Origin of the sequence: Qaidamihabitans albus (genome assembly GCF_016464705.1) — a bacterium.
GTDB classification, from domain to species: domain Bacteria; phylum Actinomycetota; class Actinomycetes; order Mycobacteriales; family Pseudonocardiaceae; genus Qaidamihabitans; species Qaidamihabitans albus.
Genome location: NZ_JAEHOB010000010.1, coordinates 1 through 12814, shown reverse-complemented (window position 1 = coordinate 12814; position 12814 = coordinate 1). Strand labels below are relative to the sequence as shown.

9 protein-coding genes are annotated in these 12814 nt (G+C 73.0%); 7 read left to right on the top strand and 2 right to left on the bottom strand.

Annotation, left to right across the window (positions count from 1 at the left end; translation table 11 throughout):
- The first annotated feature begins 16 nt into the window (after positions 1 to 16).
- The 7 genes from JAP66_RS19405 (at position 17) to JAP66_RS19375 (ending at position 10696) form a co-directional block, all read left to right on the top strand.
- Positions 17 to 451: a MarR family winged helix-turn-helix transcriptional regulator gene (locus JAP66_RS19405; RefSeq protein ID WP_199433216.1), complete on the top strand. Its 435-nt coding sequence runs from the start codon at positions 17 to 19 to the stop codon at positions 449 to 451.
- 90 nt (positions 452 to 541) lie between these two features.
- Positions 542 to 3319, top strand: coding sequence for a family 78 glycoside hydrolase catalytic domain (locus JAP66_RS19400; RefSeq protein ID WP_199433215.1), 2778 nt, complete (start codon positions 542 to 544; stop codon positions 3317 to 3319).
- Positions 3320 to 3325: 6 nt separating this feature from the next.
- A complete protein-coding gene (locus tag JAP66_RS19395) occupies positions 3326 to 6304 on the top strand; it encodes a glycosyl hydrolase (protein WP_199433214.1) in 2979 nt (992 codons plus the stop codon).
- Positions 6305 to 6336: 32 nt separating this feature from the next.
- Positions 6337 to 7065 (top strand): FadR/GntR family transcriptional regulator, encoded by a 729-nt coding sequence (locus JAP66_RS19390; protein WP_199433213.1) that lies wholly within the window; start codon positions 6337 to 6339, stop codon positions 7063 to 7065.
- Positions 7062 to 8444 (top strand): tocopherol cyclase family protein, encoded by a 1383-nt coding sequence (locus JAP66_RS19385; RefSeq protein WP_199433212.1) that lies wholly within the window; start codon positions 7062 to 7064, stop codon positions 8442 to 8444. Before JAP66_RS19390 ends, JAP66_RS19385 begins: the two co-directional genes overlap by 4 nt.
- Positions 8437 to 10293 carry a GMC family oxidoreductase gene (locus tag JAP66_RS19380; RefSeq protein ID WP_199433211.1) on the top strand — a complete coding sequence of 619 codons (1857 nt, stop codon included), beginning with the start codon at positions 8437 to 8439 and terminating at the stop codon, positions 10291 to 10293. Before JAP66_RS19385 ends, JAP66_RS19380 begins: the two co-directional genes overlap by 8 nt.
- 22 nt (positions 10294 to 10315) lie before the next feature.
- Positions 10316 to 10696 (top strand): gamma-glutamylcyclotransferase family protein, encoded by a 381-nt coding sequence (locus JAP66_RS19375; RefSeq protein ID WP_199433210.1) that lies wholly within the window; start codon positions 10316 to 10318, stop codon positions 10694 to 10696.
- Positions 10697 to 10706: 10 nt separating this feature from the next.
- On the opposite strand, the gene JAP66_RS19370 is transcribed toward JAP66_RS19375, so the two are convergent.
- Together JAP66_RS19370 and JAP66_RS19365 are read right to left on the bottom strand one after the other, a co-directional pair.
- Positions 10707 to 12188, bottom strand: a complete 1482-nt coding sequence (locus tag JAP66_RS19370) for an aldehyde dehydrogenase family protein (protein WP_199433209.1) — start codon at positions 12186 to 12188, stop codon at positions 10707 to 10709.
- A 150-nt stretch (positions 12189 to 12338) separates the two neighbouring features.
- The coding region (locus JAP66_RS19365) for an OmpL47-type beta-barrel domain-containing protein (protein ID WP_372448989.1) at positions 12339 to 12814 on the bottom strand (476 nt) is incomplete at its 5' end.

The following is a 12814-nucleotide window of genomic DNA, read 5'->3' as shown; positions in this document are numbered from 1 at the left end:
GGAGGGAGTTCGCGCGATGGACGTCGGCGAAGGGCCCGGCCGGACGTTGTTCCAGTTCGTCAGATACTGGGCTCGCCGGTGGCCTCGCACGGACGATGTGGATCGCGGCAACGGCCGGGACGTCCTGGTGACGGAGGCGGTGCTCGCGCGCCGGGCCGGTACCGGAGCGACGGTGAACGACGTGGCGGACGAGCTCGGTATCGATCAGTCGGGCGCCAGCCGCCTCGTCGCGCAGGCGGTGCTACGCGGCTACCTGTGCAAGGCGGCCTCGCCCGAGGACGCTCGCCGTCGTGTCCTGCTCATCACGGACAAGGGGGTCGAACTGCTGACGGCGGCGCACGACTGGCAGGAGTCCGTCTTCGCCGAACTGACCGCCGACTGGTCCGAGGAGGAGGTGCGCTCCTTCCATCGCTCGATGGCACGGCTCATGGCGCGGTGTCACGGCAAGTAAGAATGTCCGCTTCCGGTCAGAACGCTGGTTGCTCCACGGTCGCCCAACTAGGGTCATTGAAACGTTTTTGTCCAGGCAGTAGGAGCAGCCATGCGTCAGCGTCGCGCGATCGCGATCCCCCTCGCCTCGGCCCTGTGTCTCGTTCTCACCGGAGGCCTCCTCGCGAGTCCGGCGGCAGGCGGCGAGCGGGGGCACCCACCCCAGAAGCCGGGTCTGCTCACCGTCAACGACGACACGGCCGCTCTGAACGTGGAGGGACCGCCCGTATTCGGCTGGTTGCCCCGCGACCGTGACCCGGGTGAGGTGCAGACCGCCTACCAGCTCAAGGTCACCGACCCCGGCGACGGCACGGTCCTGTGGGACAGCGGGCGGGTCGATTCGGCCGAACAGTCCTACGTGCCGTACCAGGGTGCCGGGCTCGCGCCCGGCGAGGACTACCGCTGGACCGTCCGCACCTGGGACCGCACCGGCCAGCGATCCCCCTGGGCGGATCCGGCCACGTTCGAGACCGGGATCGGCGACGCCGGCTGGGAAGGCGCACAGTGGATCCGCCGGGACACCGGGGAGGCGGACGACTACACCCTCGCGCGCACCCGGATCGAGGTCGGTGCGAGCCCCGTCGTGCGGGCCCGCGCCTACACCGCGGCGAACCACACCTACGAGCTCTTCCTGAACGGCGCCCGCGCCGACCGGGGTGCCTCGTTCGGCTATCCGGGTGAGGGCTACTACCAGGCCGCGGACGTGACCGACCTCGTCGACTCCGGGCAGCCGCTGGCGATCGGCATCCGGTACCACTGGTACGGCGGGGGCCAGGGTCGCCCGGCCGCCCAGCGCGGCCTGCTGCACAAGCTCGTGATCGAGCACGCGGACGGCACCCGCCGGGTCGTCGGCACCGACGGCGACTGGCGCGTCACCCGTGACACGCGGTTCGTCGCGGACGCGCCGCGCCGCAACGGCGAGGGCGACCGCGTGGACCAGCAGGACGCCCGCGGCATCATCGACGGCTGGTCGCTGCCCGCTTTCGACGACTCCGGCTGGCAGGGGGCGAACGCGCTCGGCGCGCACCCCACCGAGGCGTTTCCGCACCTGATCGGCCAGGAGACGCGGCTGACCGAGACCGAGGTCCCGGCCGTCGAGCTGCTGACCGCCGACGACGGAACGGTCGTCGCCGACTTCGGCAAGGTCATCCCCGCGCGGCCGCAGGTGCGCTTCGACGAGGGCGTCGCGGGCCGGGCGATCCCGCTGCGCACCGGCTACGAGCTGACCGGCGACGGGCGGGTCGCCACGTCGACGCTGGCCACGCAGGGCACGAACATGGACTTCCCGTACACGCAGGCGGACGGCCCGCAGGACTACCGGGCGTTCACGCACCTCGGCTTCCGCTACCTGGAGATTCCCGGTGCCGGCGAGGGCATCGCGCTGGACGACGTCTCGGCCGTCGTCGTGCACACGGCCGTGCCCGCAGGCAGGCAGGCCGCCTTCCGCAGTTCGGACCACACGCTGAACGAGGTCTGGGACATGATGCAGCGCTCGGCGCTGTACTCCGTGCAGGAGCAGTTCGTCGACACCCCGACCCGGGAGAAGGGCCAGTTCCTCGGTGACGCGGCGGCCATCTCCTACGCCACGATGCAGGGCTTCGCCGAGCGCGACGCCACCCAGCAGGCGATCCGCGAGTTCCTCGCGTCGCAGCAACGGTTCTGGTCGGCCGGCGACAGCGCGGGCCGCTACAACGCCGTCTACCCCAACGGTGACGGCAAACGCGACATCCCTGACTACACCGAGATCTTCGTCGACTGGGTGTGGCGCTACTACCAGGTGACCGGTGATCGCGGGCTGCTCGCCGAGGCCTATCCGGCGATCCGCGCGACGGCCGACTACGTGCTGCGCCACATCCCCGAGAGCGGCCCCACCGCCGGACTCGTGACCGACCTCGCCGGTGGCAGCGGGCCGTATCGCTACGGCATCGTCGACTGGCCCGCCCCGGGCCGCTTCGGCTACGACATGGACACCGCCGCCCGGACGACGATCAACGCGCTCGGCGTCGAGGTCCTGCGCCGTACCGCGGACATGGCGCAGGTGCTGGACCGGCCCGACGCCGAGGCCGCGCCGTACCGGCAGGCCGAGGCCGCGCTGACCGACACGATGAACGCCAAGCTGCGCGCGGGGGACGGCACCTACGTCGACGGCCTGCGGGGCGACGGCACCCAGAGCGAGCACCGGGGGCAGCACTCCACCTCGTACGCGATCGCGTTCGGCGTCGCGCCCGAGCGGGACTACCCGCGCCTCGCCGAGCACCTGGCCGGAATGGGCATGCGGCAGGGGCCGATGACGGCGCACTGGCTCCTACGCGCACTGTCCGAAGCGGACCGTCCCGAAGCCGTGCTGGACCTGCTCACCGACCGCGACGACCTCGGCTGGGCCAACATCCTCGACCAGGGTGCCACGTTCACCTGGGAGGCGTGGACGCTCGATCCCGGTACCAACTTCAGCCAGTCACACGGCTGGGGCGCGCAGGCCGCCGTGGACGTCGTCGAGACGCTGCTCGGCATCCGGCCCGGCACGGCGGGCGGCGCGACGGTGACCGTCCACCCGCCCGCCACCGGTCTGGACCACGCAAGGGGCACCGTGCACACCCAGCGCGGCCCCGTCGCACTGGACTGGGTGCGCACGCCACACGGACTGCGCGCTCGGCTCGACGTCCCCGTCAACGCCACCGCACACGTCGAACTGCCTGTGGCCGATGGCACCGACTACCGCGCGGTGGGCAGGACCGACGCGAAACGGACCGGCACCGAAGGCGACCGGGTGCTCTTCGAGGTCGGCTCGGGCACCACCACGTTCGTCCCCGTTCCGGCAGCAGGAAGGTAGAGCACGATGACCGACGAGACGACCACCGGCGGTGGACTGTCCCGGCGCGGCTTCCTCGCGACCGGAGCCGCGCTCGCGGCCGCGGCGGCGCTGCCACTGGGCACGGGCACCGCGGTGGCACAGGGCCGCACCGGCCGGGACGCCTTCGCCGCCGCGTTCACGTCGCCACCACGCGACGTGCAGGCGAAGTTCCGCTGGTGGTGGCCGCACGGCATGGTCGCCCCCGCGGAGATCCGCCGGGAGATCGACACGATCGCCGACGCTGGTTTCGGCGGCGTGGAGATCGCCGACGTCCATCACAGCGCCGAGGAGCCGCTCGATCCTGCCGGTACCGGGTGGGGTACCGCGGCCTGGGTCGCGGGCCTCGACGCGGCCCTCGACCAGGCCCGCCGCCGCGGCGTCGTCGTCGACGTCACCATCGGCCCGGCCTGGCCGGCCGCCGTTCCGTCGGTCACGCCGGACAGCGACGGCGCGGTGAAGGAACTGGCCCACGGCAGCGTCGCCGTCGAGCCGGGGCAGACCTACTCCGGCCCGCTGCCGCCGGCGCACGTCGCGGCGGCGGACGGTGTGCGCAGGCAGGAACTGTTCGCGTTGCAAGCAGCGCGGCTCGGCCCCGGCAGCACCCCGACGGACCGGCGACCGGAACTGGTCGCCGGCTCGGTCACCGACCTCACCGGCCGGGTGCGCGACGGCATGATCTCGTGGACGGCTCCGGACGAGGGCACCTGGCTGCTCATCGCGTACTGGCTGCGGGGCTCGGGACAGCGGCCCGAACGCGGCCCGCACACCGAGCCGGTGTCCTATGTGGTCGATCACTTCGGCCGCGCCGGAACGAGCGCCGTCATCGAGTTCTGGGAACGGCACATCCTCACGCCCCGGATCCGGGGCCTGCTGCGTGACAACGGCGGAGCGATGTTCGAGGACTCCATCGAGATGGAGACCGACGCCACGTTGTGGACCCCGCGGATGCCTCAGGAGTTCGAGGCCCGGCTCGGCTACTCGCTGATGCTGTACCTGCCGGTGATCGTGCAGGAGGACGAGGACCCGGTGTTCGAGTTCGACACCGGTGTCTCCGGCCGGGTCCGCAACGACTTCAACGAGGTGCTCAGCCAGCTCTACATCGACGAGCACCTGCTACCGCTGCAGGACTGGCTGCACCGGCTCGGGATGCGGCTGCGCATCCAGCCGTACGGCCTGCAGACCGACGCGGTCGCGAAGGCATCGCTGGTGGACATCTCCGAGGGGGAGTCGCTCGGCTTCAAGAACCTCGACGACTTCCGCTCACTCGCAGGCGGCCGGGACATGGGCGGCAAGACGATTCTCTCCAGCGAGGCCGCCGCGGTTTTCGGCGGTTCGTACAGCGTGACCTGGGAACGGGCGTTGCGCACGATCGGCCGGGAGTTCTCCGCCGGGGTCAACCAGGCCGTCCTGCACGGCTTCTCCTACGCGGACGCGCCCGGCGCGCAGTGGCCCGGCTTCGCCGCGTTCACGCCGTACGACGGCGGCGTCGGGTACAGCGAGTCGTGGGGCCCCCGGCAGCCGACCTGGCGGCACGCCGACGGCCCCGCCGGCTACCTCGCCCGCAACCAGCTCGTCCTGCAGGCCGGTGTCGCCCGCTGCGATGTCGCCTTCCTCCGGCAGAAGGGCTACGCCGGGTCCGGCTTCGGTGCCGCGTGGTTCACGCCCACCGGGGTACCGCTGGGCTGGACGCACGAGTTCCTGAGCCCACGGCTGCTGGACCTGCCGAGCGCGCGGGTGGCGGACGGCAGGCTCGCCCCGGACGGACCGGCGTACAAGCTGCTCGTCTTCGAGGGGGATGCCTTCTCCGGCCGGATCAACACGATGCCGGTCGCCGCGGCGCAGCGGCTGCTCGAGTTCGCCAGGGCGGGACTGCGGATGATCGTGGTCGGGCCGTGGACCGAGCCGACGGTGCCCGGTGTCGCCGGACCGGGTGAGAACGAGCGGCTCAGGGACATCTTCGGCGAGCTGCTGGCGCAGCCGGGCGTGCACCGGGTCGACGACCGGCCCGGCATTCCCGACGCGATCAGCGCGCTCGGTGTCGAGCCCGACGTCCGCTACGCCGAGAGCTCCCCGTTGCTGCACGCGCGCCGCCAGGATCGGGACGCCACGTTCTTCTACTTCGTCAACGGCTCCGGCACCGTCGAGGTCGACCACGACGTGCGGCTTCCCGGTGCCGCCGGGTCCACGGTGCCCTACATCCTTGACGCGTGGACCGGCGACGTGCGGCGGCTGGCGCGCTACACCGAGCGGGACGGCACGGTGGACGTGCGTGTCACCCTGCGTCCCGGCGAGTCGACGATCATCGCGCTCGCCCGGCCGACCTGGGCGGGCGACACCCCGGGCCGCCGGTTGCACGTGGTCGGCAGCGAGGCGGCCGAGGTGCGCTTTCGCGGCCGCGACCTGGTGATCCGCGACTCCCGCGCGGGGATCTTCGCCACCACGCTGTCGAACGGGCGCACGGTACGCGGGCGCATCGACGAGGTCCCGGAGGAGCGCGCTCTCACGTCGTGGCGGCTGCGGCTGGAGGACTGGAGGCCGGGGGCCTCGGCCACCGAGACGGTCCGGCACCGGCACGAACGTGACCTCACCGAACTGCTGCCGTGGTCACGGATTCCCGGGTTCGAGGACGTCTCGGGCGTCGGCCGGTACACCACGACGGTGGACCTGGAACCGCAATGGACCGGTGGCCACGGTGCGTATCTGGACCTCGGCGCCGTGACCGACACGGCCCGCGTCCGGGTCAACGGAGCCGCGCTGCCGCCGGTCGACCCGATGAATCCCGCCGTCGACGTGGGCCCGCACCTGCGCCGTGGCCGCAACCTGATCGAGGTCGAGGTGGCCGGAACGCTGATCAACCGGTTGCGCGTGAGCAGGCCCGACGTCTACGGCGCCGTGCGGCGGCAGGACTGCGGCCTGCTCGGACCGGTCCGCCTGCGGCCGTACGGGGAGGCGGTCGTCGGGTAGCCGGGACGTCCGCCGCGTGTTACGTTCACTCAGTGAGTGAGCCACTGAGCAACAAAACGGTCGCACGCCCCAGCGTGGTCGATGCCGTTGCCGACAGCCTGCGCGCGGAGATCCTCTCCGGCGGCTACCCGCCGGGGCAGTACCTGCCGCCCGCGCGTGAGCTCGCCGAGCAGTACGGCGTCACCCGCACGTCGCTCAAGCACGCGCTGATGCGGCTCGCCCAGTCCGGCCTGCTGGAGACGAAGCACGGCGTGGGCACCCGCGTGCGGGACTACGAGCGCGAGGGCGGCATCGACCTGTTGCCGATGCTGGCCGCCGCGGACGCGGCCGGCTGGACGCGGGCGATCTTCGAGGTGCGGGCGGAGATCGGCGCGCTGATTGCGGTGCGTGCCGCCGAGCACGCCACCGAGCGGCAGCGCGAGCGACTGGAGGCGCTCGCGTCGCGGGTACGCGACGCCCCGGACGCCGACACCGCACAGATCGCCGAGTGCGAGTGGCACCGGGAGCTCGCCAGGGCCAGCGGCAACCGGGTGTACCCGCTGCTGATGAACGTCGTGCTGGACACCTACCTCCGGCAGCGGCAGGTGCTGCGCGGCCCCTTCGTCGACCCCGTCGCCGCGGCCGACCGGCTCGAACCGCTCGTGCGGGCCGTGTGCACCGGCGCGGCACGCGAGGCCGTGCGGGCGAGCGCGGCGAGCTACCTGGAACTGACCGGCAGGCTGATGATCGAGAGCATGGTCTCGGCAGGAGGTGCGCGATGACGGTGACCACCCGCAGGCACACGACCTTCAGCGAGGTGATGGCCGCTCCCGGCGACCGGGACTGCCGCCTCGAACTCGACGTGGCCGTGCCCGAGGTGCTGCACCCGCTCGCCGACGTGCGGGCGGACCTGCGCGGCCGGGTGCGTATCCCGGGGCTCGCCGACGATCCGCACGCGTCCGGTAGCCTGCACATCGCGCCGCTGACCCGCCGGCGCATCCGCTACCGGCTCACCTTCACCGCCCTCGACGGGCGCGTACTGCACCTGGACGGCTGGAAGTCGATCGACCTCCGCCACCCGGTGCGCTCCATGACGACGCTGCCCGCCACCGTGACCGACGGCGCGGGCACTGTCGTGATGGAGGTGCTGCTGCGCTTCCACCTGCGCCGTGACCTCTGGCCGATGCTGCGCACCTTCCGTCTCCCCAGCCCAACGCGGACCTCGCGGGACCGGCTCGCCCCGCGCTGGAACGGCGAGCCAGGCAGGCTCGAGGTCTGGTACACCACCCTCACCGATCCCGCCACCGGGACCGGGTTCTGGGTACACCACGAGCTGGTCGCGCCTGCCGGCGGCGGCACGCCGTACCTGCACGGCTGGGCGGCGGCGTTCCCGCCGGCAGAGGCACCGGCGTTCACCAGGTTCGGCCCGCATGACTGGCAACCGCCGCGGCCGGGGCACGTGCTGGAGACGCCGGGCGCCATTGCCACCGCGGACCGGCTGACCGGCAGCGCAGGGGACATCGACTGGGATCTCCGGGCGGAGACCGCTTCCGGGCCCCTGTTCACGTTTCCGCGCTGGGCCTGGGACACCGGACTGCTGCCCGGCGCGCAGATCGTGCCGCAGCCCGCGGCACGCTTCCACGGAACCATCCGGCACGGCGGACGCGCGGTGCGGCTCGAAGGAGCGCCCGGCGCCACCGCGCACATCTACGGGCACGGCAACGCGCGGCGCTGGGCCTGGCTGCACGCCGACCTCGGTGGCGGCGACGTGGCCGAGGTGGTCGCCGCGGTGTCCACCCGGCCCGGCCTGCGCCGCCTGCCGCCGCTGCCGTTCGTGCGGCTGCGCGTCGAAGGGCGGGACTGGCCCGGCGGGGACACGCTGCTCGCCGCGCTCCGCCTGCGTGCCGAGATCGACCTGCCCACCTGGCGCGTATGGGGCCGCATCGGCGACCACCGGCTGCGGATCGAGGTCACCCAGCCGCCGGAGGCCACGGTCGCCGTCGACTATGCCGACCCGGACGGCAGCGCGGCCGTGTGCCGCAACTCCGAGCGTGCCGACGCGCACGTGCTGCTGGAGCGCCGCAGCGGTGGCCGGTGGCGGCCGTTCCGGGAGTGGCACCTCTTCGGCACCGCGCACGCGGAAGTGGGCGGCCGTGCGTGAGCAGGCCGCCGGTGTTCCGCAGGACACCGCACCGCCGCGGGCGCTGACCGCGACGATGGGCGCCCTGCTCGGCATCGACGATCCCGCACACGCCCGCGCGGTGGCCACCAGGCTCGATGCCCTCTGTGCCGGCTTTCCCCTGGCGGCGCGGGCCGGGCTGCACGCGGGCGCGGGCCTGTTCGACGCGGCGGCCGTCCTGCTCACCGGGCGGCGGCTCGACCGGCTGGACGCCGGGCAGCGCGACGCCGTGTGCCGTGTCGTGGCCGCCCGCCCGGCCGTCGCCGCGCTCGTCGACGCGCTCAAGATGCCGGCGTTGCTGGCCTCCGGAGCGCCCGGGCCGCCCTCCCGGCCCGCGATCGTCCGTCCCGACCCCGAGCTGGACTGCGTTCCCGCGGGGGAGTGGCCCGCGTGCGGCACGGCCGACGCGGTCGTGATCGGCTCCGGCGCGGGCGGTGCGATGGTCGCGCGCGAGCTGGCGCGCGCCGGGCTCTCCGTGGTGATCGCCGAGGAGGGCCGCCGGTTCGGCGTGGCGGACTTCCGCGACCGGACCCCGGCCGAGCGGTTCGGCGAGCTCTACCGCGACGGCGGAGCCACGGCGGCGCTCGGGCTGCCTCCGGTGCTGCTGCCGCTCGGCAGGGCCGTCGGCGGCAGCACGCTGGTCAACTCCGGGACCTGCTACCGGCCCCCGGCTCAGGTGCTGGAACGCTGGCGCAGGCACGCCGGGGTAGGGCTGGTCGACCGGTTCGACGACCTCGTCCCCGAGGTCGAGCGGACGCTGCGCGTCGCCGAGCAGCCGATGGACGTGCTCGGCCGCAACGGGTTGCTCGCGCTGCGCGGAGCGGAACGGCTGGGCTGGCAGGCCGGCCCCCTGCGGCGCAACGCACCCGGCTGTGGCGGTTGCTGCCAGTGCGCGGTGGGCTGCCCGCGCAACGCCAAGAACGGCGTGCACCTCAACGCGCTTCCGCAGGCCTGCGCCGCCGGGGCGCGGATCGTCTCCGAGCTGCGGGTGGACCGGGTGCTGGTCGAGCGGGGCCGCGCGGCGGGGATCACCGCGCGGCGCCCCGACGGCACCAGGGTGGAGATCCTCAGCCCGCTCGTCGTCGTGGCCGCGGGCGCCACCGAGACGCCGCCGCTGCTGCGACGCTCCGGCCTGGGTGGGCATCCGCACGTCGGCCGCAACCTCGCACTGCACCCGGCGGTCAGCCTGGCCGGGCGCTTCGCCGAACCCGTCGAGTCATGGCGGGGGGTGCTGCAGAGCGTCGGCATCGAGCAGCTGCACGGTGAAGGCATCCTGCTGGAGGCCACGGCGGCGCCGCCGGGGATGGGCACCTTCGTGCTGCCCGGTGTCGGCAGCGGCTTGCGGGCCGAGATCGACGGCTCCGCCCACCTGGCCACCCTCGGCGCCATGATCGCCGACGCGCCGTCAGGGCGGGTGCACGGCAGCGGCCGGGCACTGCTGCGCTACCGGCTGGCCCGCCGGGACGAACGCACGCTCCGGGCCGCGATGTGTGCCATCGGCGAGGTGCTGTTCGCCGCGGGGGCGACCGAGGTGCTCACCGGGCTGGCGCGGCATCCGCGCGCCGCCGACATGGCGCAGCTGCGCCGGATCGCCGAGCAGGTCCCGCCCGGCCAGCTGCACCTCGCCGCGTTCCACCCTTCGGGGTCGGCGCGGATGGGGGCCGACGCGCGGACGAGCCCGGTGGACGCCGGGGGACGGCTGCGGGGCGTTCACGGTGTCTACGTCGCCGACGCGTCGGTGCTGCCCAGCTGCCCGACGGTGAACCCGCAGATCACCATCATGGCGATGGCGCTGGCGATCGCCGAGAGCGTCGTGCGCGACGCCGGTTGAGCCTGCTGCCATCATCGGAGCCGTGACAGCGAGTTCGTGGCCCGCGAGGCTCGCCGTGTACGGCACGCTGATGCGGAGCGCATCGGCGTGGAAGCTGCTGGAGCCGCTGGTCGCCGGGCACGAGGGCTCGTGCGTGCTGCCCGGCACGCTCTACGACACCGGCCGCGGGTACCCGGCGTACCGCCCGGGGGAGGGGCCCGGCGTTCCGGCCGAGCTGGTGCGGCTGCGCGATCCGGCGACCGCGCTGCCGGTGCTCGACGACTACGAGGGCGAGGAGTACCGGCGCGTGCGGTGCACCGTGGGCGGAACGTCCTGCTGGGTCTACGTGTGGACACCCCCGGTCACCGGAATGTCACTGCTGCCCCACGGCTGGCTCGGTCGGCTGCGCGGGGCGTGGGGTTGAGCGGGAGGCGCTACATCGGAAGGGCACGGTCGGTGTGCTGCACGCTCACCCAGTGGTCGGTGGTGAACTCCTCGATCGCCCACGGGCCGCCGAAACGGCCGATGCCGGACGCCTTCTCACCGCCGAACGCGGTGTTCGGCTCGTCGTTGATCGTGGTGTCGTTCACGTGCGTCATGCCCGCCTGCGTCCGTAGCGCGAACTGGACTCCGCGTTCGAGATCGCGCGTGAACACGCCACTGGAGAGGCCGTACTCGGTGTCGTTGGCCAGTTGGAGCGCATGCTCGGCGTCCTCGGCGCGGACGACCGTCGCCACGGGGCCGAAGACCTCCTCCGCGGCGGTGGCGACATCGTTGCCGCCGGTGAGTACATGCGGCGGCAGTACCTGTCCTGTCGGGCCCCCCGGCTCACCGGAGGTCAGCAGGTCGGCGCCATCGGAAACCGCGCGGGAGACCTTGTCGCGCACCGACTCGACCTGACCGGCGTTGATGATCGGCCCGATGTTCGTCGCCGGATCACGCGGGTCGCCACAGCGCAGCTCCCGCGAGCGCGCCACGAGCCGGTCCACCAGCTCGTCGTGCACGGCCCGGTGCGCGATCACCCGGTTCGTCGCCATGCAGACCTGGCCCTGGTGGAAGAACGAACCGAACATCGCGGCGTCGGTCGCCCGGTCCAGGTCGGCGTCGTCCAGCACGACGAGCGGACCGTTGCCGCCGAGTTCGAGGCACAGTTTCTTCAGTGCCGCCTTCTCGGCGATGCCCCGGCCGACGGGGGTGGAGCCGGTGAACGACACGACGGCGGACTGCTCGTGCGTGACCAGCGGGTCGCCCACATCGCCGCTCCTGCCGACCAGCACGTTGAGCAGCCCGGCGGGAAGGCCGGCCTCCTCGTAGATCTTGGCGAGCAGCAACCCGCCGGTGACCGGTGTGTCGCCGGCGGGCTTGAGCACGACGGCGTTGCCGACCGCCAGCGCGGGCGCCACCGAGCGGTTGGACAGCTGCATCGGGAAGTTCCACGGGCTGATCACGGCCACCGTCCCGACCGGTTGCCGGTACACCCGGTTCTCCTTGCCGTCGATGAGCGCCGACGGCAGGATCCGGCCGGTGACCCGTGCCGGGTAGGACGCCGCCTCCAGCAGCACGGCCCGCACTGCCAGCCATTCCCATTCCGCGCGCGGCCGGATCGCCCCGGTCTCGGCGATCAGCCAGTCGACGATCTCGGCGCGGCGTTCCTGCATGATCTCCGCCGCCCGGACGAAGACCTCGGCGCGGGTGGACGCCGACGCAGCGGCCCAGTCGCGCTGGGCCCGTGCGGCGGCCTGGTAGGCCGCGTCGACGTCGGCCGCGCCTGCCTGCGGGATCTCGGTGAGGGTCTCCCCGGTGTAGGGATCCACGTCGGCTGCCACCGAACCGGCGCTGCCCGCCTGCCACCGGCCGGCGAGCGGCATCCGGTCGAATCCCTGGTACGGAGCGGGCGAGCGCTCGGCGGAAGACACGGCTCCTCCTCACGTCGGCTTCGGTCTGCTGGAGCTACCGAGCCGGATACCCGGGCGGTGGTCTGCCGAATCCCGGAGTCGAGGGGTGCCGGAACGAGCGTTGCCCGGGTCGCGTTGATGGGGCGACCCGGGCAACGTGCTCCTACCTGCTTACTTGCCGATGTCGGAGCGCGCGGCCGCGTTCATGATGCGGCCCTTCTCCTTGCCGGAGATGACGCCGTCGGCCACGAGCGAATCGGTCACCCGGTCGACGTGCTTGACGAACTTGCCGTGGTTCGCGTACTCGCCGTTCTCGTCGATCAGGTCGTTGATCGTGCAGCCGTTCCCGGTGTCGACGTTGGCCACGGTGCTGTCGTGGGTGCCGATGACCACCGTCTCCCGGATGTCCGAACCGGGGCAGGCGTCTGATCCCGACTCGACGACGGTGAAGCTCGTCGAGCCGATCTCGGAGGTGTTGCCGGCGTTGTCGGTTGCCCGGTAGGTCACCGTGTGCTCGCCGAGCTCCTCGACCACCACCGGCTCGGTGTAGGGCTGGAACCCGGCACCGCCGAGGTCGTACTCGACGGTGTCGACGCCGGAGTCGGCGTCGTGTGCGGTGACGGTGACGGTGGCGGAGCCGAGGTAGT

Excerpts from the sequence above, each read along its gene's own strand:
- JAP66_RS19405 (WP_199433216.1), top strand. The coding sequence starts at position 17 with ATGGACGTCGGCGAAGGGCCCGGCCGGACGTTGTTCCAGTTCGTCAGA.
- JAP66_RS19400 (WP_199433215.1), top strand. The coding sequence starts at position 542 with ATGCGTCAGCGTCGCGCGATCGCGATCCCCCTCGCCTCGGCCCTGTGT.
- JAP66_RS19395 (WP_199433214.1), top strand. The coding sequence starts at position 3,326 with ATGACCGACGAGACGACCACCGGCGGTGGACTGTCCCGGCGCGGCTTC.
- JAP66_RS19385 (WP_199433212.1), top strand. The coding sequence starts at position 7,062 with ATGACGGTGACCACCCGCAGGCACACGACCTTCAGCGAGGTGATGGCC.